Genomic DNA, 22274 nt, shown 5'->3' with positions numbered 1-22274 from the left:
GCCCGATCTCCACCCCCGAAGTCCAGCAACTCTACAAACAACGCCCCCTGGTCAAGAGCCGGTGGAAGCTGGAGGGCACCGATGGTGCGACCCCTCCGGTCACGGCGGACGACTCGCCGGGCGGTCACGACATGACCCTGCACGGCGGTGCGGCGATCGGCTCCGGCTGGGTCGACACCGGCGCGATGGATCTGGACGGAGTGGGCGCCTATGCGGCGACCTCCGGGGTGCCGGTGGACACCGGCGGGAGCTACACGGTCACCGCCTGGGCACAGGCCGCCGCCCTGCCCGACGGCGCGGCCGCCCTCGTCAGCGCCACGGGCGGCAGGCAGAGCGCGTTCGCGGTGCGCTACGTACCCGCCGCAGATCCCGCGGCCAGCGCGGGGAGCTGGCAGATAGCGCTGCCGGGGGCCGACACCGACACGGCCGGCGTGGTGCGTGTGCAGAACGAGCAGTTCTGGGATGTGCGGGAGTGGAACCATCTCGCCTTGGTCTACGACGGCTTCACCAAGGAGGCGCGGCTCTACGTCAACGGCGAGCTGGAGGAAGTGGCCTGCCCCGACGCCGACGGCGACGGCACAGCGGACGATCCCGCCTGCACGGACCGGCTTTCCTGGGCCCAGGACGTGCTCACCTTCACCGCCGGCGAGTCCCTCCAGATCGGCCGGAGCAAGACGGCCGGCGCGTGGGGTGAGTACTGGCCCGGGGCGGTCGATGACGTGTGGGTTTTCCAGGGGGCGCTGACCGGCGGTCAGGTTGCCCTGCTCGCGCTCGGCAGGCCGGACGTCGTCACCGACGTCCCCGACGACAGTTGATATCGCACTCCGCCCGGCGCTGCCCCCAACGGCGCCGGGGCTCGAAACCCATTCACCAGCACCCGGCTTCCACCGGCGGCCCGCTCGCGGGCGAGGGTGGCGCGGCAGCGGAGATGAGGACGACGGGATGAACCGGAAGGCCAGCACGCGCGTCAGATGGACGAGCGGCAAGGTGGCGTTGGGGGCGGCGGCCCTGATGGTCGCCACCCTTCTGCAGAACGTGACGACGACCGGAGCGGCCGCGGACGACGGCCGGGGCGGGCCGGGCGTGCCCCGGGCGGAGGAGCCGGTCGCCGGAAAATCCGCGACCAAGGTCAAGCCGCGTGCACGGCAGGAAGGTCCGAGGACGCCGCAGCGTGCGCCGGACGCTGCCTGGCCGGAGCCGGCGACCGCCCGGGTCGAGCTGAGTTCCGCGGGTGTCAGGAGCACCACCGAAGATCCGCCGAGCGCCACGGCCCTTCCCCTCACCCTGGACGTGCCCTCCGCGGCCGGCGGGCATCCCGCGGCTGCCGCAGAGGCGGCCAAGGGCGCGCGTGGCACGGTGACCACCCGGGTTCTCGGCCGGGAGGCGGCCCGGCGGGCGGGGGTCGACGGGGTGCTGTTCGCGCTGGAGTCGGCTCCCGCGCCCCGGGGCGCGGCGGGTGAGGTGCGGGCGACGGTGGACTACGGCGCCTTCGCCGAGGCGTTCGGGGGCGGCTACGCCTCCCGGCTCACCCTCGTGGAGATGCTGGCCTGCGTACTGGACACGCCCGACAGGCCCGGGTGCCGCGCGAGCGAGCCGGTGCCGACGGTCAACGACGCGGAGAAGCAGACGCTCACCGCCGACGCGGTGCGGCTCGGCTCCCGCGAGCCGACGGTGCTCGCCGCCGTCGCCGCCGAGGAGGGCGGGAAGGGTGACTACAAGGCCACGTCGCTGGCGCCGTCGTCGTCCTGGGACGTGAACCTCAGCTCCGGGGACTTCTCCTGGTCGTACGGCATTCCGGTCCCCGAGGTGCCCGGAGGGCTGCAGCCGAGCGTGGGCATGTCGTACTCGTCGGGCGCGGTGGACGGTCGCACGGGCGGCACCAACAACCAGTCGTCCTGGATAGGTGACGGGTTCAGTTTCTGGCCCGGCTACATCGAGCGTCAGTACAAACCGTGCGCGGACGACGGCGTCAAGCACGCCGACGGCAGCAAGCCGGGTGACCTGTGCTGGGGTCACGGCAACGCGTTCATCTCCTTCAACGGCAAGGGCGGCGAACTCGTCCCGGCCGGCAACGGCGAGTGGAAGCTGCGCGACGACGACGGCACCCGGGTCACCCGCCTGGCCTCGGCCGCCCGCGGTAACGGCGACAACGACGGCGAGTACTGGCGGGTCACGGACCCGCAGGGCGTGCGCTATTACTTCGGCTTCAACCGGCTGCCCGGCTGGGCCAGCGGCAAGGAGGCCACGGGTTCGGCGTGGAACGTGCCGGTGTTCGGCGACGACTCCGGCGAGCCCTGCCACGACGCCGCCGGCTTCGGCTCGTCCTGGTGCCAGCAGACCTGGCGCTGGAATCTCGACTACGTCGTCGACCCGCACGGCAACGCCGTCGCCTACTACTACCACCAGGAGAAGAACTCCTACGGCCGCAACCTGAAGGGGACCAACAACACCCGTTACACCCGCGGCGGCACCTTGGACCGCATCGAGTACGGGCTGAAGTCGTCCTCGGTGTACGGCACGAAGCCCCTGGCCAAGGTCGACTTCAGCAGCGGTCAGCGATGCCTGCCCAACGCGCAGACCGACTGCTCGGACATCGGCACCGACGCGGCCTACTGGTACGACACGCCCTGGGACCTGAACTGCGGCGAATCGGCCACGTGCGACCAGGGCCGGTACGCGCCCAGCTTCTGGACCCGCAAGCGCATGACCAAGGTGACCACGCAGGTGCTGAAAGGCGACGGGACGTACGCCCCTGTCGACTCCTGGCGGCTGACGCACCGCTGGGGGCAGGCCGACACCGACTACCAGCTGCTGCTGGAGTCGATCCAGCGCACTGGCCACACCGCCACCCCGGCGATCACTCTGCCGAAGACCACCTTCGTCTACACCCAGCTGGCCAACCGGCTGGACAGGACGGGCGACGGCTACGCGCCGTTCATCAAGGCCCGGCTGTCGTCGGTCGCGGACGAGTACGGCGGCCAGATCGGCGCGAACTACTCCGCACCGGCCTGCAGCTGGGACAACCTGCCCACCCCGCAGACGAACACCAGCCGCTGCTTCCCCCAGTACATCGGCGGCAGCGACACCGCCGACCCGGACCGCCAGTGGTTCAACAAGTACGTCACCACGTCCGTGACCGCCAGCGACCGCACCGGCGGCGGCACCGACTCCGTCACCCGCTACGAGTACCTGGGCGGGGCGGCCTGGCACTACGACGATGACGACAGTCTGACGAAGGAGAAGTTCAAGACCTGGTCGCAGTGGCGGGGCTACGGCCGGGTGCGGGTCAAGACCGGTGGGCTGCTCGGCGAGGAGGCCATGGTGTCCCAGTCCGACACCTACTTCCTCCGCGGCATGCACGGAGACCGCGAGAGTCCCACCGGCGGCACCAAGAACGTGTCCGTCAGCCTCGGCAGCGGGGAGGGCGACCCGATCACCGACCACGAGTCGGCCGCCGGCTTCGCCTACAAGACCGTCGACTTCACCGGCCCCGGCGGCAAGGTGCTGAACAAGACCGTCAACCGGCCCTGGCACCACCAGACGGCGAAGAAGGAACGCTCCTGGGGCACCGTCACCGCCAACCTTACCGGCACCGCGCACACCAAGACCTGGACCTCGCTGGACAACGGCGTCGGCAACGACTGGCGGGTGACGTCGAAGTCGAACACCCACGACACGGTCGCCGGGCGGCTGATGGAGGTGAACGACTTCGCGGACAACTCCACCGCGGCCGACAACCGGTGCACCCGCACCACGTACGCCACCAACGAGGACAAGAACATCCTCACCCTGCCCGTGCGGGTGGAAACGGTGGCCAAGGCGTGCGGGGACTCCGCCGACCGCACCGAGGACGTCATCACCGACGTCCGCACGGCGTACGACGGGGCGGCGATCGATGCCACCCCGACCCCGCCGACGCGGGGCGACGCCACCGCCACCGCCGTGCTGAAGTCCCGTACCGCGGACGAGGCCGTCTACCTGGAGTCCACGGCCGAGTACGACGCCTACGGCCGCAAGCGGGCCAGCACCGACCTCACCGCGAACCTGGCCTTCGACGCCAACGGGCAATTGAAGTCGCGCAGCGCGCGCACGGACGGCCGTACCTCCACCACCGCCTACACGCCCACGACCGGGCTCGTCACGCGGGTCGAGGAGACCACGCCGCCGGCGACCCCCGGCGACGCCACCACGGCGCTGACCTCCACCACCACCTACGACCCGGCCCGCGGTCTGCCGCTCACCCAGGCCGACACGAACGGCAAGACCACCACGTCCGCGTACGACGCCCTGGGCCGTACGACCAAGGTGTGGCTGCCCGACCGGCGCACCAGCCTGACGCCGAACTACGAGTTCACCTACCGGGTGACCGAGGGCAAGCCGGTCGCGGTCGGCAGAAAGACTCTCGGCAACCGGGGCGCCCAGCGCACCTCGTACACCGTCTTCGACGGCTTCCTGCGCGAACGCCAGACCCAGGCACCGGGGCCCGACGGGGGCAGGCTGCTGAGCGACGTCTTCTACGACGAGCGGGGCCTTGTCGCCCAGACCTTCGCGCCGTACTACACGGACAAGCTGCCGTCCCCCGAACTGTTCCTCCCGGAAGACGCCATCACCGTGGAGACCCAGTACCGGCACTCCTACGACGGTGTCGGACGCACCATCCAGACCGAGCAGGTGGCCGGCAGCGGCGACGGCCACACCGTCGTGGCGACCACCACCACCCGGTACCGCGGCGACCGCACGACGGTGATCCCGCCGGACGGCGGAACCACCACGACATCCCTCGTCGATGCCCGCGGCCGGACCACGGCCGTGCGCCAGCACCACGCGCGGAGCGCGGAGTCGACCTACGACGAGACCGGCTACCGGTACACGCCGCGCGGCGAGCTGGAGAAGGTGACCGACCCGGCCGGCAACTCCTGGACGTACCGCTACGACCAGCTCGGACGCCAGACCGAGGCGAACGACCCGGACAAGGGCACCACCACGACCGTCTACGACGACCGCGGCCAGGTCACCTCCACCACCGACGCCCGCGGGACCAAGCTCGTCAGCATCTACGACGGCATGGGCCGCCAGACCGAGCTGCGGGAGTCCTCGCCCACCGGAACACTGCGTGCCGACTGGACGTACGACACCGTCAGCGGTGCCAAGGGCCACCTGGCCGCGTCGACCCGCTATGTGGACGGCGAGGCGTACACGAACGAGGTCGTCGCCTACGACCGCCAGTACCGGGTGCTGCGCTCCACGGTCACCATCCCGGCCTCCGAGGGCGCGCTGGCGGGGACGTACCTGTCCATGACCTCGTACAACGTCTCCGGCACCGTGCAGGCCGTCGGCTTCCCGAAGGCCGGGGCGCTGCCGTCGTCGGGTGTGGCGTTCACGTACGAGGACGAGACCCTCCGCCCGATCGAACTCGGCGGTGACCAGGGGCTGAAGGCGACCACCAGCTACACCAACGACGGAAAGCCGCAGCTCTACGAGCTGTCGAACAGCGGCAGCAAGACCGTCACCGTGGCGAACGTCTATGAGCGGGGAACGCAGCGCCTTGCCACCACGCGCGTCGAACGGACGGACGTGCCCGGCGTCGACCAGCACAACACCTTCACGTACGACGACGCCGGCAACGTGCTTTCCGTTGCCGACGTCTCGCGGTCGGGCACGGACACCCAGTGCTTCGACTACGACTTCGCGCGCAGGCTGACCACGGCCTGGACCGAAGGCGACACCGAGTGCTCCGCCAAGCCCTCGGGCTCGGCAGTGGGCGGCCCGGCGCCGTACTGGCACTCCTACACCTACGACAAGTCCGGCAACCGCCTCACCGAAACCCGGCACGACACCGGCGGCGACCCCGCCAAGGACACCGAGCGCACCTACGCCTACCCGGCCCCCGGCAGTCCCCGGCCGCACAGCCTGACGTCCGTCACCAGCACCGGACCCACCGGCACCGCGCAGGACACCTACACCTACGACGACGCCGGCAACACCGCCACCCGCAACCTGGCGGGCGATACCCAGACCCTGACCTGGGACGCCGAAGGCCACCTGGCCAAGGTCACCGAGCCGGTCGAGGGCGGCGCGGACAAGGTCACCAGCTACCTGTACGACGCAGGCGGCAACCGCCTCATCGCCCGCACGCCCACGGAGACCACCCTGTACCTGGGCGCCACCGAGGTCACCCTCCCCAAGGGCGCCACGACGGCGAAGGCCACCCGCTACTACGACCTCGGCGGCGGTCACCAGGCGGTTCAGGAGGACGACGGCAGCGTCTCGTTCACGCTGGCCGACCGCAACGGCACCGGCCAACTGGCCGTCGACGCCGCCACCCAGGCCCTCGACCAGCGCCGCAGCCTGCCCTTCGGCGCCCCCCGCGGCCCGCAGCCCGACTCCTGGCCGGGCACCCGCGGCTTCGTCGGCGGCACCGACGACACCGCCAGCACCGGCCTGCAACACCTCGGCGCCCGCGAGTACGACCCGGACCTGGGCCGCTTCATCAGCGTCGACCCGCTCCTCGAACTCGACAAACCCCAAACCCTCAACGGCTACACCTACGCCGCCCAGAACCCGCTGACCTTCAAGGACCCCACCGGCCTGGGACTCGACTGCGGCACAGGCTCCCCCAGCGGCGTCAGCTGCGGCAACGCACAAACCCGCGCCGACGGCAGCCGCGGCAACGGCATGAACCAAACCGGCGGCGGCGTCATGGGCAAACCGTCCGTGAAACACCCCAAGAACAGCAACAGCTCGCCACAGAGCCCAAAGCAGACCATCCACATCACCCAGAAGGACGGCGTGGTATGGATGGAGGGCTTCCGGCTGCCCTCGGCGCTCGAACTGGAGCGGATGTACCCGACGCTCAGCAACACGGACGAACGACTGGACCAGCACATCCAAGGTTCGTGCCGACCCGATGAGATCACTGATAGCAACAGGGACTTCTGCGCCATCGCAGGCGACCTCGGCTGGCTCGACCGGCCACAGACCGCCTTCGACCAGTTCGTCCTGTCGATCGTCGCACCTGACATCGGCGCGTGGAAGGAATGCCTGAAGAACCCTGGTCTCACCCGCGCCTGCGGCTCCGCCGCGCTCGACCTGCCTTGGGTCAAGGTACTCAAGCCGATCAAGTTCCTCAAGGCCGCGAAGACCTGCTCGAAACACAGCTTCCTCCCCGGCACCCAAGTTCTGCTGGCCGACGGCAGCTCGAAACCCATCGAGGAACTCGAAATCGGCGACAAGGCCGTCGTCACCGACCCCGAGACAGGAAAGACCGCGATCCGGGAGATCGTCGCAACGATCAACACCGAAGACGACAAGGACTTTGTCGACCTCACCATCAAAGCCGATGACAGCACCACCACCCTGACGTCCACCACCACCCACCCGTTCTGGACGCAGGAGAAGAACGCCTGGGCGAACGCCGGCGACCTCACCCCCGGCCAGACCCTCCGCACCCCCGACGGCACCACCGCCACCGTCACGGACGTCCGCCACTACACCAAGCGCCAACGCACCCACGACCTCACCATCAACGACATCCACACGTACTATGTACAGGCGGGCGAGACTCCGGTACTCGTTCATAACAGCAGCTGTGATGTTTCTGGCCGAGGGCGTTGGCAGCTAACCAAGGAAGGCTCGACAAAACTTCTAAAGGGAGGTCCGTTCAAGACCACCTTCTATAAGAGTGCCTCCGACGGTACCTGGTGGACTCCGGACGTGACCGGCCACGGTGAATCGGCGTTCAAGGTCTATCGGGAGACCAGTAAGGGTCTCGAATGGATCTCGGATGCCGATAAATACGGCGACTACATGCCGGGCAAGTGGAAGGGCGATACGGGGAAATTTATACCGAACAGCAATTTGCGGGGTGTCAAGAGATGATCGATACTGCCGACGAGTTTGTACGGCTGCGCAACAGCTCAAATCCGCAGGAGTGCCGCAGGGCGGCCGTTGAGGAGGCGCCCGCGCAGGTATGGATGGAGGTCGTCGATCGATACCCGGAAGAACGGTTGGCAGTTGTCCAGAACAAGACGGTACCGTTGGCTGTCCTGGAAATGCTGATAGACGACCCTGATGCTCGCGTCCGTTTCATGGTGGCCATGAAGCGGAAACTGTCACCGGACCTTCTCGAACGCCTCGCTCACGATGTGGACGAATCGATCAGAATGAGGGTCGCGCAGCACAGGAATACGTCGAGGGAGACATTGGAATCCCTTCGGCACGACTCCTGGAGCGAAGTTCGTACGGCTGTGGAAAACCGACTAAGCGGCATCGGCAGCGATCTCTATTGATGTGAGGCGATCGGCCTGAAGAGCCCCACCGAGTTGTGGGCGAATTCGAGTGGTCGTCGCAACACGTGGTCACTGGCGTGTGGTGGCGGGCAGTTTAGACAGACGCTCGGCCGGGGGTTACCGGCGTAGAAGCTGTTCATGTGATGGGGAGGTTTGTTGCCGGCTATCCGGCAGTCAAATGGGACGGCTCCACGTCTGGCATGGCTGGAACCTAATGTCCTGAGTCGTTAATTCGTGTGCAGTATGCGGCGAGGGTTTCGAGGATCTCGTCGGCGGTCTTGGTCCATTTGAACGGCTTGGGGTTCTTGTTCCACTCGTTGATCCAGCCGCGGATGTCCCGTTCGAGTTCGACGACGTGAAGGCAGGAAGGATTTCTTCGCACGACACATATGGGGGACGTGAACACCCGTGGTGGGCAGGTTCCAAGGAGTTTCTGTGTCAAGTCCAGGCGTGTTGCCTTCAGTCCTCACTTTGCGCTGCTTCTGGACCACAGACGACTCCTTGCCTCAATGGAAGGGCGGATGGGTCAGCGCACGGGATGCATGCACACATACGCGAGGCTTCCCCGTTGGAGAGCTCGAGTTGGCCGGGTTGTGTGCTTGGCACGCTCAAGATGTTGGTGCCGTGCACGAACTGGCCAGGCTTGGGGTCGGGTGCGTTGGCGAATTCGTCGCCGTGATCTCGAAGGGCGCCGGCAAGGGGTGCGGGAGCGGCCCGCCGGTCTTCTGCAGGCCACTCGTCGAGACGGTGTCCCCGTCAGGGCAGCAACGATCCCTTTCCCGTCACACGCTCAGGACGGGCGGAGCGCAAGGTCCGTTTGCCAGAGTCCGCGTCAAGGCAGAGTCGCGCACAGTAGGTTGGGCCGATCATCGATTGAGTGCGGCAGCGAGGTTCCTCCACCATGTCATCACCCGTGGGAATGCCCCCGTTGTACGCGGTCCTGTTCACTCCGGGGGCCGCTGAGGGCCGCTCTCAGGACAAGTCGCCCTACGTTCCTGTCGTGTGGGAGCGGCCAGCTGCTGCGGAGTCGACTGTTCCACACGGCCTGGCCAAAACGGTGGCCGCCGCGCTGCCCGGGCTCTGGTACTGCCTGCACCTACCCGCCGCGCTCTGGGATCTCGTCGATGTCGATGCCTGGAAGCTGAAGGCAGTCCAGAGCCTGCGGCTTGACCACAACATCGTGTTGGTGCCGATCGACATGTTCGACGAGGATCTGCTCGGCCGCCACCTGCAACATCACCATCCCGTTGTCACCGTTTGTCCGGACGAGGTGCTGGCAGAGGCCCGGCAGCGGGCCTCGGCGCTCGGATTCGTGCTGCCTGCGATCCCCTACTCGCAGCTGTCCGACGCCACCCTCACCGCTCACTGGAATGCCATTCACGAGCACTTCATCCCCGACCTGCCGGCGCTGCCCGGTGAGGTGTCCCTCACGCGCCGACTGGACATGGCCCCTCTAACCCTCCCTCACCGCAGGCTGGCCCGGCAGATGGGATGGCCTACAGCAGAGTTGGCCGTCCAAGACACGAGCATGAGCAGTGCGTTCACGCAGGCCCTCCGCGGTCAGACGCTCCTAGCCGCCACGGCACGCCTGGAACGGGAGAGGGCTTCCCCCAGCGAGGCTGACCGCCGCTTTCCCCAGACGATCAAGGAGGAGGCAGCCCGACTGCGGGTACCGCTAGCACTGGGCCTGCCCGGTACCGCTCCGGCCTATGCCCGCATCGCCTACGACGGCGAGCTACGGCGCCGAACGGGAACCCAGCCCGCCGTCAGCCCGGACGACACATGGTCGGTCACACTCCACGAACGCCCTGATCACATGGTCGAACGAGCAGCCATCGAGTTCGCGGTGACACACCAGGCCGTCGCGAGCAGCGGCCTGGGCCTCATGCTGCCCACCGTGCCCCCTGACGCCTTCGTCATCCTTGCTGAACTCGAACGGCATTTCCTCACCCGACACAGCAGCGCTGCCGTGAGACGCCTGCTCGCCCGGCTCAATGACGTTGCCGAGCCGCTGTGGAGCAAGGAACTGACGACTGCGATCCAACGCGCCTCGCACCTGACGGTGTTCTCCGACTTTCCTCTCGGACTGCTGACCATGCCCGGGGACAGCGCACCGCTGTGTGCACGTCTGCCTGTCGCCTACCGACCGCTGCAACCTCTGACCAGGACTGTGCAGCAACAGGTCTCCGCCCCGCCGGCCATCAGCCTGAACCACACCATCAAAGTCCTGATCGCCGAATGCATTCCCCTCAGCGATCCGGTGGGACGGATTTCGCGAGAGGGATGGAACATGGCCCGCGAGACCACTGAACCCGAAGCGGCCACGCTCACCGTCATCCAGGCCGAGACCCTCACCCTCGAAGCCCTCCAGCAGTCCGTGACCGAACATCGCCCCGACATCCTCGTCATCAGCGCGCACGGAACGATGGTCGGCAACATGGCCGCGCTCGTCATCGGCGACGAACCACACCTGGACCTCGGCCTTGACCGCGTGCCACCTGTGGTCATGCTCAGCGCCTGCCACGTCGCACCCCGCGGCTCCGGGGCCGTGGCCATCACCGATCTTTTGCTCCGGGAAGGCGCTCTGGCGGTACTGGGAACGCAAGTCCCGGTCGAGGTCACACGCAACGCCATGCTGATGTGCCGGTTTTTGGTGTACCTCGCTGAAGAGATCGCGAAACCCAGGCAGTTCGACACCATCCTGGATGTATGGCATCACGTGCAGACGTCGAACGCGGTCAACGACATCCTCGACGGAAGCCCGAGCATCAGGGCGTGGGCCACCAGTGCCACCATCAACGGCCAGCCTGTAATCGTTGAGTTCATGAGTAGCCGGGCCACCGGCCGACTCCGCCTGCCGCACGTCTACGAGGACACCGAACGTGTCCTGGGCGAGATCGCCGACGAACAGGGCCTGGGCGACCGCGTACGCAACTGGTTCCGCAGGCCCGGCTACGTCCCTGAGTCGTTGTTCTACGTCTTCGTGGGCTGCCCCGAGCGCATCCACCTCTCCTCACTGGGGCAGCAGATCGAACAAGTGCGCCCCGGTCGGTAACTGCTGGGCCCCGTAGAATTCACGGTCGAAGCCCGGCGGGCTGCCGCTGGCTTGTCTGTCTTCGCCACAGGCGCTTGGCCTCGCGTCCTCTCAGCGCTTGCCGGAGAGAGCGCCTCCACTCCCCCTGCCGAGAACGTCGTCGCCGACGGCGAAGCGGCGGCTGGTCCTGGGCAGAACGAGGTAGACGATGCCCCCGAGCTTCAGAGGATCACAAACAAGCGCTCAAACTGGGTGGCCCGAGTCGGTTTGTCAGACACCGCCTATACGATCAGGCGGTCGGCCACCGAGGAGGGAGAGTTGCCACCGTGTTTAAGGGTCTGCGAGGATCCATCCTGTGCAGCAAAGACGCTCGACTGCTGAGGGAATGGAATCAGCGTCGGGTGTTCCGCGCTGTGTGAATGACGGAGAAAGTCGCTGCCGAGTACGCGTCAATTTCCGGAACTCAACTCCGGCGGTTAAGACGGCGTCAGGGTACTTCCATTGGTCGGATCGGAGGCTGGCAGATCCCCGCATGCGTGCCGATTCGTTGCTATTGGCTACGGGGGTCGGCAGCGTCCTCGATCCAGTCTTGCGGGATGAGCTTCTCACCATGACGCCAGTTATGGACCACCGACTCCTGGAACCAGTCACTCCGACAGTACTCCCGGGCGCAGTGCTTATTCCGGGTCGGCTTGGGTGCGGGTAACTGCCGTTCGTCGGCCGTGGTGCCGTTGGTCCGTGGTCCGGGGTGTACCGGCACCTGTCCCAGCGCAGGATCGGGGCCTCGGCCGAGACCAGGTGTTCGGTTCGGGGCGCTGGCGTGCCCCGAACCGCTGCGGCGGCCGGGGGTTCGTCCCGCGGCCCTGCGCGCGGTTTCGTCTGCGGATTCTAGGCGGGTGCAATGTTCGTGCAAGATCCGCCGACCACCCTCGTGCCGGGGGACCGACCCGACCGGCCGGCTGGGCGCGAGCCGTCGGCGCGGGGGTGTGACGCCCCCGTTTCCGCACTGAACAACGGGTCTTCCCTGGAGCACGAGTTGTCTTACGGTCCACCTCCACCTCCCGGCCACGGTCCGACGGGGCCGCCCGCGCAACCGCCCCCGCACCCCGGCCCGTACCCGTACGGTCCGCCCCAGGGGCCGACCGGACCGCCCGGGTATCAGGGGGGTTCCGCGTGGGGCGGCCCGCCGCAGCCGCCCGGGCACCACGGAGGGCCCGGGCGGAAGAAGAGCAAGCGGGGCGTCGTCATCGCGGTTGTTGCCGTTCTCGTGATGGCCGCGGGCGGGGCCGGTGCGTGGTCGTTCTGGCTGAAGGACGACTCCGCGGGCGACGTCGGCTTCGCCCCCGGGACCGACAAGCAGCTCTCGATGACGCTTGAGGAGCGGTTCCCGGAGGACTGGGAGCCGGACGCGTCCACGGCCCGGGCGTCGCTCGGCTCCTGGCTGGACGGGCGGTGGTGGACCGAGAAGCACCTGGTCAGGGAGATGTGGAACGAGATCGTCGCCTACGACCTCGCCGACGGCTCGGTGGCCTGGCGGGTGCCGGTGGACGGCAACGGGGCCTGCAAGACCTCGCGTGACGTCTCGCCGGAGGGGTACGTCGCGGTCCTGCGCGGGGAGCCCGCCACCACAGAGAGCGGGCCGAAGCCGTGTGACCAGCTCACGATCGTCGACGTCAACAAGGGCGAAGAGGTCTGGACCTCCGATATCGAGCCCGGGGTCGCGAGCGTGCTGCCCGATGTCGGGGACCGTCCGGTGATCTGGGGGGAGACGGTGCTCATACCCGGGCAGGGGCAGACGAACTTCGACCTCACGAGCGGCGCGCAGAAGGACCCCAAGGACAACGGCTGCTGGAGCGCCGCCTTCGCCGTCTTCGGCGACACGCTGATCGCGCGGCAGTGCGGAGCCCTGGCCGCCTTCGGGAGGGACGGCGAACTCCTCTGGGCGTGGCCGTATCCCGGAGATGAGAAGACCAGCGTGGCCGTCCTGTCGGCCGACCCGCTGATCGTGGTCGTCAAGTCGCGGGACGACGAGCAGGTGTGGCGGGTGGAGCCCGGCGACCCGGACGACCGGGACGACCCGGGCGAGCACACCGTGCTCGCGAAGATGGACGCGCGCAGCCTCGACCCGATGCCGCCGTGCGGCTACGGCGGCGGGGACTCGACGGAGCTGAACACGTGCCACAGGGCCGTTGTCGGTGCCGGTGTGCTCTACCTGAAGTACGCGATGGACCCGGACTACCGCCAGGTGGGGATCGTCGCCTTCGACCTCACGTCCGGTAAGGAGCTGTGGCGCGCCCGGGCCGACGGTGAGCTGTCACTGGCTCCGGTCGGCACCGACGCGGACGGACGGCTGATCGCCTTCCAGCCCCAGGACCCCCCGCTGGGCGACTACGAGGGGTCGCGGGGCGCCGTCGTGGCCCTCGACCCCGAGACCGGCGAGGTCACCCCGCTGGCCGGGCTGCCCATCGCCGACAGCGGCGACCAGAAGTGGCTGCTCGCCAACAACTCCCTGGAAGGTGACATCGAGTGGCGGGACGGCCGCCTCGTGATCGTCTCTCCGGGGCCCACCGTGGTCGGGGACTCCGCGCCCGGTGGCGCGGGATCATATGCCACCGTCATCTACTCGTGACCGCGGGGACCGTTCTCCCGCTCAGGTGAGGAGCTGTTCGGCGGGGGCCGGCAGCTCCTCGCCCACCAGGGCGTGGAGGCGGCTGTGGGCGGTGGGGTGGCCCAGGAGGATGGCGGCCCGGAGGGTGCGGGCTTCGGGGTCCAGGATCAGTTTGGCGTAGCGGGTCGCCGGTCCGGGGCGGGTGTAGGTGAGTTCCACCGCGTCCTCGGTCTGGGCGTGGGGGTTGCCCATGCTGGCCACGTCCACGCCCGGGAGCTTCAGCACCGTTGAGGGCTCCGCCGGGGACAGGGGCGGCGGGGAGGCGGGGGCGCCGGCGAGGCGGGCCGCCACGGTGGCGGCCATGTGGTAGCCGGGGGCCACCGTGCCCGTACGGCGGCCGTGGATCGCCGCGCAGTCGCCGATCGCCCAGATGTCCGGGTCGGGGGTGCGGCAGTCGTCGTCCACCAGGTAGCCGCCGCGCTCGCCGCGCGGCAGGCCGGCCGCCGCCGCGAGGTCGTCGCGGGGGCGGGTGCCCGCGGTGAAGACCACCAGGCGGGTCGTGATCCGGGTCTCGTCCGCCAGGGTGACCCCGGTGACCTCCCCGGCCGGGCCGGGGTCCAGGGAGCGGAGTGCGGTGCCCTCGTGCAGGCGGATCCCCCTGCGGCTCAGGGAGATCGCCAGGAGGCCCGCCGCCTCGGGGTCCAGCTGCGCGGGCATCAGGTGCGGGGCCGCCTCCACCACGTGCGGGCGTATCCCCAGGTGGCGGTGGAGTGCCTCCGCGGTCTCCAGGCCCAGCAGGCCCCCGCCCACGACGACCGCCCGCTCCCCGGACGCCGCCTGCGCGGCCTCGCGGATGGCGTGGACGTCGTCCAGCGTCCGGTAGACGTGGCACCCCCGCAGCTCCGCCCCCGGCACCGGCGGCCGCGCCGGCACCGCGCCCGTGGCCAGCACCAGCGCGTCGTACGGCAGCCGCCGGCCCTCCGCCGTCACCACCTCGTGCGCCGGCCGGTCGATGCCCGCCACCCGGGTGGAGGTACGTATCTCCAGGCCGCCGCCGTCGGGGGCGCCGAGCGTCAGCTCCTCCGCCGGTACGCCGCGCAGCCTGTCCGTCAGCGCGATGCGGTTGTACGCCCCGTACGGCTCCTCGCCCAGCACCAGGATCCGCCAGCGCGCCGCCCCGTCGCGGGCGCGCAGCTCCTCCACCAGCCGGTGGGCCGTCATGCCGCAGCCGACGACCAGCAGGCGCTTCACGGCGTGCTCTCCGCGAACTCCCGGCAGAGGCCCCGGACCTCCTCCGCGCACGAGCCGCACCCCGTCGTCGCCCGCGTCGCGTCGGCCAGCGCGCCCGGCTCCCGCGCGCCCACGGCGAAGGCGTCCGCCAGCGCCGCCTTCGTCACGTTGTTGCACCGGCACACCACCGCCTCCGGCGGCAGCGCCGGCAGCGGCCCCGAACGCGGCGCGGGCCGGCCCAGCAGCAGGGCCAGCCGGCTCGTCGGCAGGGGCGCGCCCGTGTCGTACAGCTGCGTGAGCGTGGCCAGCGCCTGCGGGAGGCCGACGAGGACCGCCGACGTCAGCCGGCCCGCCGGGTCCAGCGCCAGCCGGGCGTACCGGCCGCGGGCCGGGTCGCGGTACGTCACGATCTCGGCCCCGGCCCCGGCCCCGGCCCCGGCTCCGTCCCCGGCTCCCGCCCCGCCGTCGCCCAGCACCCCCAGCGTCAGCCCCGGCACCCGCAGCCGGAACACCGGCCGGCGCCAGGCGTCGCCGCCGTACGGCACCCGCCGGCCCGTCAGCGACCGCGCCACCGCCTCCGCCTGCTCCCAGCCGGTGAACAGCGAATCCGCGGGCTCCGTGCAGTCGCCCACCGCGCGGATCGCCGGGTCGCTCGTCCGCCCCTCGCCGTCGACCAGCACCCCGGTCCGTACCGCCAGGCCCGCCGCCGCCGCGAGGCGGGTGCGGGGGCGGACGCCCGTGCAGCACAGCAGCGTGTCCCAGGCCAGCAGCCACTCGTCGTCCAGCGCCAGCTTGCCTGGCAGCACCCCGGCGGCCACCCGGCCCAGCTCCAGCCGGACGCCCAGCTCCGCCAGATGCCGGGTCAGCAGCCCGCCGGCCGCGGCGTCGAGGCGGTCGTCCAGCGGGTACGGGCCGGGGTGCACCAGCGTGACGTTCCGGCCGCCGCGCCGCAGGGCGGCCGCGGTCTCCACGCCCAGCGGGCCGCCGCCGAGGACGACGATCTCGTCGCCGCGCACCCGCGCGCAGTCCGCCAGCGACCGCAGCCCGGTGACGCCGTCGACCAACCAGCCAGAGGCGTGGCGCAGCCCCGGCACGGGCGGGAGGTGCGGCCGGGCGCCGGTGGCCAGCACGAGGGTGTCGTACGGGACCCGGTCGTGCTCGGTCGTACGGACCTGGCGCCGGCGGCGGTCGATGCCGGCCGCGGAGACGCCGTGGCGGAGGCGGACGTCGGGCAGGTCGGGCAGGCGGAGGTCGGCGGGGGTGAGGGTGCCGTCGAGGAGGGAGGGGAGGAGGACGCGGTGGTAGGCGGGGCCGGGTTCGGCGTCGAGGAGGGTGACGGGGCCGTCGTGGCCGTGGTGGCGCAGGCGTTCGGCCACGCGGTGGCCCACGGGGCCGCCGCCGACGATGACGACGCGGGTCCCCGTCCCCGTCTCGGCGCGCGTCTCCGTCCCCGTCTCCGTCCCCGTCTCAGTCCCCGTCTCCGTACCGCCCGGCCTGCCCCGTCCCGTACCCCTCAACCCGCCGCTCCCCGCACCGCCGCCGCCTCCGGCACCCGCTCCGGCCGCCCCACCGGCTCCTCCGACCCCACCGGCTCCACGGACACCGCGCTCACCTTGAACTCCGGCATCCGGCTGCGCGGGTCCAGCGCCGTGCCCGTCAGCAGGTTCGCCCGCCCGTGCCCCGGGAAGTGGAACGGCAGGAACACCGTGTCCGTACGCAGCGTCGCCACCAGCCGCACCCGCGCCAGCACCGCCCCGCGCGCCGACCGCACCCGCGCCAGCTCGCCCTCCGCGAGCCCCGCACGCGCCGCCGTGTCCGGGTGTATCTCCACCGTCGTCTCCGGCGCGGCCCGCACCAGCTCCGGCACCCGGCGGGTCTGCGCGCCCGACTGGTAGTGCGCGAGCTGCCGTCCGGTCGTGGCCCACAGCGGGAAGCGGTCGTCGCGCGCGTCGGCCGGCTCGCGGTGGTCGACGTTCTGGAAGCGCGCCTTGCCGTCCGGGTGGGCGAAGCGGTCGAGGAACAGCCGCGGGGTGCCGGGGTGGGGCGGGGTGCCGTCGGGGGTGGCGGGGCAGGGCCAGTGGAGCGCCTCGCCGGCGTCCAGCCGCTCGTAGCTGATGCCGCCGTAGTCGGCGGTGCCGCCGTGGGAGGCGCGGCGGAGTTCGTCGAAGACGCGGCGCGGGTCGTCGGGGAAGCGGTCGGCGGGCTCGCCGAGGCGTACGGCCAGCTCGCGCAGGACGGCGAGGTCGCCGCGTACGCCCGGTGGCGGGGCCAGGGCGCGGCGGCGGCGCAGGACGCGGCCCTCCAGGTTGGTGAGGGTGCCCTCCTCCTCGGCCCACTGGGTGACCGGCAGGACGACGTCCGCCATCGTCGCGGTCTCCGACGGTACGAAGTCCGCGACGACCAGCAGGTCCAGCTCCGCCAGCCGGCGCTGGACGCGCTCGGCGTCCGGCGCGGAGACGACCGGGTTGGAGCCGAACACCAGCAGCGCGCGCGGCCCGCCGTCGGTGCCGAGGGCGCCGAGCAGCTCCGCGGCGCTCAGCCCCGGCCCCGGCAGGCTGTCCGGGTCGACGCCCCAGACCCCGGCGACGTGGGCGCGGGCCCCGGGGTCGGTGATGTGCCGGTAGCCGGGCAGCTGGTCGGCCTTCTGGCCGTGTTCGCGGCCGCCCTGGCCGTTGCCCTGGCCGGTCAGGCAGCCGTACCCGGAGCCGGGGCGGCCCGGCAGGCCCAGCGCGAGCGCGAAGTTGACGAACGCGGCGACCGTGTCCGTGCCCTTGCTGTGCTGCTCGGCGCCGCGCCCGGTGAGGACGTACGCGCGCCGGGCCTCGCTCAGCAGCCGCACCGCCTCCCGCTGCGCCGAAGCCGGCACTCCGGTCAGCAGCTCCACCCGCTCCGGCCACCAGCCGGCGGCCCGCCGCCAGGCGGCGCGGAAGCCGACGCTGCGGGTGCGGACGTACTCCTCGTCGTGCCGGCCCTCGGTGACGGCGATGTGCAGCAGGCCGAGGGCGAGCGCGAGGTCGGTGCCGGGGGCGGGGGCCAGGTGGAGCGCGGCGCGCTCGGCGGTGGGGGTGCGGCGCGGGTCGATGACGACGAGGGCGCCGGCCTTGTTGAGGTGGCGCATGAGCGGGGGCATGGTCTCGGCGGGGTTGGCGCCGGCGAGGAGGACGGTGTCGGCCTCGGCGAGGTCGGTGACGGGGAACGGCAGCCCGCGGTCCAGGCCGAAGGCCGCGACCCCGGCCGCCGCGGCGGAGGACATGCAGAAGCGGCCGTTGTAGTCGATCATCCGGGTGCCGAGGGCGACCCGGGCGAACTTGCCGAGCAGGTACGCCTTCTCGTTGGTCAGCCCGCCGCCGCCGAAGACGGCGACGGAGTCGGGGCCGTGCGCGGCGCGTATCTCCGCCAGCCGGGAGGCGACGGTGTGCAGGGCGGTGTCCCAGCTGGCGGGGGCGTGGCCGCCGGCGCGGTCGCGGACGAGCGGGGTGCGCAGCCGGTCGGGGGCGCGCAGGACGGCGGGTGCGGTCCAGCCCTTGTGGCACAGGCCGCCCTGGTTGACGGGGAAGTCGGCGTCGGGCTCGACGCGCAGCGGCGGGGCGGGCTCGGCGGCCGGTGCGGCCGGGACGGCGGAGGGCGGGGGCGGGCCGGGGGGCGCGCCGGGCTGGAGCCGTGTGCCGCACTGGAGCGCGCAGTACGGGCAGTGGGTGGCGACCGCGGGTTCTTCGGGGTCCGGTGACGACGGTGCGCGCGAGGAGCCACTGCCCATCCGGATACCCCACTTCAGGCGTCACCGCTTCGGAGCTGTACCGGCATCATCACCCGCGAGGGGGCGGGGCGGGAATTGGCAGATTGCTGTCAGCCGCCGACCGCCGGCGGTGAGTTCGGGTATTCCGGGCATTTCGCTCCCGTGAGCGCCCGCCCGGCCGCCCCGGAGGCGGCTTCCCGCCTCTCCGTGTGCGCCCGCGCGCACGCGGCACTTGAACGTCCGGCCGCGCGCACGGCCGGACGCCCATCCTTCAGGCGGTGCCCACCTCGGTGTAGCCGCTGCTTCCTCGGGCCTTCTTCTCTGGCTGTCAGGGTCATGCAAGTTCTCAGGCAACTTCCCACACAAGAAGGAAGAATCCGTGAGTTCTCGCTCGAATCCGGACAGGCGCAGCGTGCTCGGCACCGGCGGCGCCCTCGCCCTCGGCGCCGCCGGCGCCCCGGTACTCCTCGCCCCCTCCACCGCCACCGCCGCCGAACGCAGCGGCACCGCCGACCGGCTGCCCTCCGGGCTGTTCACGCTCGGCGTCGCCTCCGGCGACCCGCTGCCCGACGGCGTCGTGCTCTGGACCCGGCTGGCGCCCGACCCGCTCGCCGGCGGCGGCATGCCGGCGCGGCCGGTGCCCGTGCAGTGGCAGGTGTCCGACAGCCCTTCCTTCACCCGGATACGCCAGCGGGGCGCCGCGCTCGCCCGCCCCGAGCACGGCCACTCCGTCCACGTCGAGGTACACGGCCTGCGGCCCGACCGCGAGTACTGGTACCGCTTCCGCGCCGGCCGCGAGACGTCCCCGGCCGGCCGCACCCGTACCGCCCCCGCCGTCCACGCCCGGCCGCGCAACCTGCGCTTCCTCTTCGCCAGCTGCCAGAACTGGCAGGACGGCTACTTCACCGCCTGGCACCACGCGGCGCAGGAGGACGTCGACTTCGTCGCCTTCCTCGGCGACTACATCTACGAGTCCGTCCCCCGCGACACCACCGTCCGCAGGCACGAGGGCACCGGCGAGCCGTACAGCCTCACCGAGTACCGCAACCGCCACGCCCAGTACCGCGGCGACGTCCACCTCCAGGCCGCGCACGCGCACGCCCCCTGGATCGTCACCCTCGACGACCACGAGATCGACAACAACTGGGCCGACGAGATCCCCCAGGACCCCGACAAGCAGACCCCCGAGGCGTTCCGCGCCCGCCGCGTGGCCGCGCTCCAGGCGTACTGGGAGCACATGCCGCTGCGCCGCGCCTCGATGCCCGACGGGCTGGACATGCAGCTGTACCGGTCGGTGCGCTACGGCGACCTCGCCACCGTGCACGTCCTCGACACCCGCCAGTACCGCAGCGACCAGATCACCAGCATCGAGGAGTCCGAGGACCCGGCCCGCAGCATGACAGGACCGGAGCAGGAGCGCTGGCTCGTACGCGGCATGGAACGCTCCGGCGCCCGCTGGAACCTGCTGGCCAACCAGCTCATGTGGGCCCAGAACGACCGCCGGGCCGGCCCCGAGCAGGTCTTCGACTTCGACAACTGGGACGGCTACCGCGCCCAGCGCCGCCGCCTGCTGGAGTTCTTCGGCTCCGGCCGTACGGAGAACCCGGTGGTCCTCACCGGCGACCGCCACTGCACCTGGGTCTGCGACCTCAAGCCCGATTTCGACGACCCGGCGAGCCCGGTGGTGGGCGCCGAGCTGACCGGCTCGTCGATCGCCTCGGGCGGCGACAGCGACACGGCGGCCTTCCACGCGAGGTACGACCCGATCATGGCGGAGAGCCCGCACTGGAAGTACATCGACAACCGCCGCGCGTACGTGCTCTGCGACGTGACCCGCGAGCGGATGACCGCCGAACTCCGCACCGTCGACACGGTGTGGCGCCCGGAGGGCACGACCGTGACCACGGCCGCGGAGTTCGTGGTCGAAGCGGGCCGCCCGGGCGTCACGGTGGCCACCACACCGGAGCCGGCCCGCCCGATGCGGCTGGCCGAGCGGCGGTACGACGTGGACGACGACCAGCTCTGACCCGGACCCCGACACCGGCCCCGGCACCGGCCCCGGCCCCGGCCTCTCCCGCCGGCGCCGGGGCCGTGCCCCCGGGTCCCGTCACTCCGAGCGCAGCGCCGTCGCCGTGCGGGTGGCCGCCGCCCACGTGGCCGGGAGGAGCGCGCCGGCGGTGGCGATGGCGACGCCGGCCAGGGCCAGGAGGGTGAGGCCGAGGGGGGTGTAGACGTCGACCAGGGCGTCGGGGATGTTCGTGCCGACCGAGCGGCCCATCTCCGGGACCACGTAGTGGTGCAGCGCCACGCCGAGGGGTACGCCCACCGCGCCGGCGACCAGGCCGGTGCCGGCGACCGAGGTGAGGACCATGGCGACCGTCTGCCGCGGGCTCATGCCGAGGGCCTTGAACACGCCCAGGTCGTGGACCCGTTCGCGGGTGTCGAGGACGACGGTGTTGAGCACGCCCAGGCAGGCCACCGCCACCAGCATGGCCGTGAGCATCGCGATCAGCGCCTGCATGGCCAGGATCACCGGGGACTCCTCGTCGTCCTCCGCGACGTTCCCCCGGGCGCCCAGCGGCTCCAGGTCGGCGTTGAGCGCCTTGAGGTAGGCGCCGCGGTCGGTGCCCGGAGCCAGGTCCACCGTGTACCGGGTGGGCTCCTGGTCCGGGACGAGGCCGTCGGCGGAGGCGTACGCGGTGCGCAGGGCCATGCCGTCGTCGCCCAGGTCGAAGACCTCGCCGACGATGCGGAGTTCGGCGGTGCGCTTGCCGTCCCGGAGGGTGACGGTGTCGCCGACGCCGGTGTTCGTGGCCTCCAGGAAGCGAGCCGGGGCGACGGCCTCGCCGGGGGCGGCGAACCAGCGGCCGGCGGCGAGCCGGTGGCCGTCGTCCGGTGCTTCGCCGCGGTACGTGACCAGGGGGACGGCGCCCTTCCGGCCGACGACGGTCACGTCGGCCTCGGCGGTGGCGAAGTAGTGCTCCGTTTCCGGGCGGGTGCGGATGGTCTCCGTGATCTCCCTGGTCGAAGCGGGGGTGGCGGGGGTGGGCGGCGCGGACTCCGGTGCCGTGCCGGGATCCGCGCCCGGCGCGCCCGGGCCGCCCGCCTCGCCCGGTTCGGCGCGCTCCAGCGGGCCGCCAGGGCCCGTCATCCTGTGCACCACCACGTCCCCCGACGCGTCCGGCGTCCCGTCCTTCTGCACCGCGATCAGCGACGTCCCCAGCCCCACCGCGAACGTCACCGGCAGCGCCGCGAACGCCACCGCCGCCGCCACCGCCGCCGGGCGCGCCGGCCGGGCGAACGGGCCCGCCAGGCCCAGCCCCACCGCCCGCGGCAGCGGCAGCCGGCCCAGCAGGTGCCGGACGCGGCGGCCGAGGT

The 22274-nt window shown here is 71.3% G+C and carries 10 protein-coding genes and 1 pseudogene; 6 read left to right on the top strand and 5 right to left on the bottom strand.

What is annotated here, in order from left to right; translation table 11 throughout:
• The 3 genes from ABD317_RS15715 to ABD317_RS15705 all read left to right on the top strand — a co-directional run.
• Nucleotides 1-815, top strand: an 815-nt coding sequence (locus ABD317_RS15715; protein ID WP_344290596.1) for a LamG domain-containing protein, incomplete at its 5' end; no start/stop codon positions are given.
• A gap of 127 nt (nucleotides 816-942) precedes the next feature.
• Nucleotides 943-7878, top strand: coding sequence for a polymorphic toxin-type HINT domain-containing protein (locus ABD317_RS15710; RefSeq protein ID WP_344290595.1), 6936 nt, complete (start codon nucleotides 943-945; stop codon nucleotides 7876-7878).
• Nucleotides 7875-8288: a hypothetical protein gene (locus tag ABD317_RS15705; RefSeq protein ID WP_344290594.1), complete on the top strand. Its 414-nt coding sequence runs from the start codon at nucleotides 7875-7877 to the stop codon at nucleotides 8286-8288. The genes ABD317_RS15710 and ABD317_RS15705 overlap by 4 nt, the downstream gene beginning before the upstream one ends.
• A gap of 211 nt (nucleotides 8289-8499) precedes the next feature.
• On the opposite strand, the pseudogene ABD317_RS15700 reads toward ABD317_RS15705, so the two are convergent.
• Nucleotides 8500-8643, bottom strand: a pseudogene (locus ABD317_RS15700) (IS630 family transposase); the annotation flags it as partial.
• Between the two features lie 645 nt (nucleotides 8644-9288).
• Between ABD317_RS15700 and ABD317_RS15695 the strand changes: the two are divergent.
• Together ABD317_RS15695 and ABD317_RS15690 are read left to right on the top strand one after the other, a co-directional pair.
• Nucleotides 9289-11343: a CHAT domain-containing protein gene (locus ABD317_RS15695; protein WP_344290593.1), complete on the top strand. Its 2055-nt coding sequence runs from the start codon at nucleotides 9289-9291 to the stop codon at nucleotides 11341-11343.
• Nucleotides 11344-12592: 1249 nt separating this feature from the next.
• The gene (locus ABD317_RS15690) at nucleotides 12593-13951 is read left to right on the top strand and encodes an outer membrane protein assembly factor BamB family protein (RefSeq protein ID WP_344290592.1); all 1359 of its coding nucleotides are present in this window, start codon (nucleotides 12593-12595) and stop codon (nucleotides 13949-13951) included.
• A 21-nt stretch (nucleotides 13952-13972) separates the two neighbouring features.
• On the opposite strand, the gene ABD317_RS15685 is transcribed toward ABD317_RS15690, so the two are convergent.
• The 3 genes from ABD317_RS15685 to ABD317_RS15675 are packed head-to-tail and all read right to left on the bottom strand — an operon-like array spanning nucleotide 13973 to nucleotide 18917.
• Nucleotides 13973-15181 carry an NAD(P)/FAD-dependent oxidoreductase gene (locus ABD317_RS15685; protein ID WP_344290591.1) on the bottom strand — a complete coding sequence of 403 codons (1209 nt, stop codon included), beginning with the start codon at nucleotides 15179-15181 and terminating at the stop codon, nucleotides 13973-13975.
• Nucleotides 15178-16677 (bottom strand): FAD-dependent oxidoreductase, encoded by a 1500-nt coding sequence (locus tag ABD317_RS15680; RefSeq protein WP_344290590.1) that lies wholly within the window; start codon nucleotides 16675-16677, stop codon nucleotides 15178-15180. Before ABD317_RS15680 ends, ABD317_RS15685 begins: the two co-directional genes overlap by 4 nt.
• The gene (locus tag ABD317_RS15675; RefSeq protein ID WP_344290589.1) at nucleotides 16674-18917 is read right to left on the bottom strand and encodes a molybdopterin oxidoreductase family protein; all 2244 of its coding nucleotides are present in this window, start codon (nucleotides 18915-18917) and stop codon (nucleotides 16674-16676) included. The genes ABD317_RS15680 and ABD317_RS15675 overlap by 4 nt, the downstream gene beginning before the upstream one ends.
• Nucleotides 18918-19308: 391 nt before the next feature.
• On the opposite strand from ABD317_RS15675, the gene ABD317_RS15670 reads away from it, so the two are divergent.
• Nucleotides 19309-20922 (top strand): alkaline phosphatase D family protein, encoded by a 1614-nt coding sequence (locus tag ABD317_RS15670; protein WP_344290597.1) that lies wholly within the window; start codon nucleotides 19309-19311, stop codon nucleotides 20920-20922.
• Between the two features lie 81 nt (nucleotides 20923-21003).
• On the opposite strand, the gene ABD317_RS15665 is transcribed toward ABD317_RS15670, so the two are convergent.
• A partial coding sequence (locus tag ABD317_RS15665; RefSeq protein WP_344290588.1) for an ABC transporter permease occupies nucleotides 21004-22274 on the bottom strand: 1271 nt, incomplete at its 5' end.

Origin of the sequence: Streptomyces synnematoformans (assembly GCF_039531005.1) — a bacterium.
Classification (GTDB): domain Bacteria; phylum Actinomycetota; class Actinomycetes; order Streptomycetales; family Streptomycetaceae; genus Streptomyces; species Streptomyces synnematoformans.
The sequence above is the reverse complement of the archived record's forward strand: the minus strand, read 5'-3'. Positions and strand labels throughout refer to the sequence as shown.

What these genes read in the sequence shown, in the direction of transcription:
- ABD317_RS15710 (WP_344290595.1), top strand. Translation starts at nt 943, where the DNA reads ATGAACCGGAAGGCCAGCACGCGCGTCAGATGGACGAGCGGCAAGGTG.
- ABD317_RS15705 (WP_344290594.1), top strand. Translation starts at nt 7,875, where the DNA reads ATGATCGATACTGCCGACGAGTTTGTACGGCTGCGCAACAGCTCAAAT.
- ABD317_RS15690 (WP_344290592.1), top strand. Translation starts at nt 12,593, where the DNA reads ATGGCCGCGGGCGGGGCCGGTGCGTGGTCGTTCTGGCTGAAGGACGAC.
- ABD317_RS15675 (WP_344290589.1), bottom strand. Translation starts at nt 18,917, where the DNA reads ATGGGCAGTGGCTCCTCGCGCGCACCGTCGTCACCGGACCCCGAAGAA.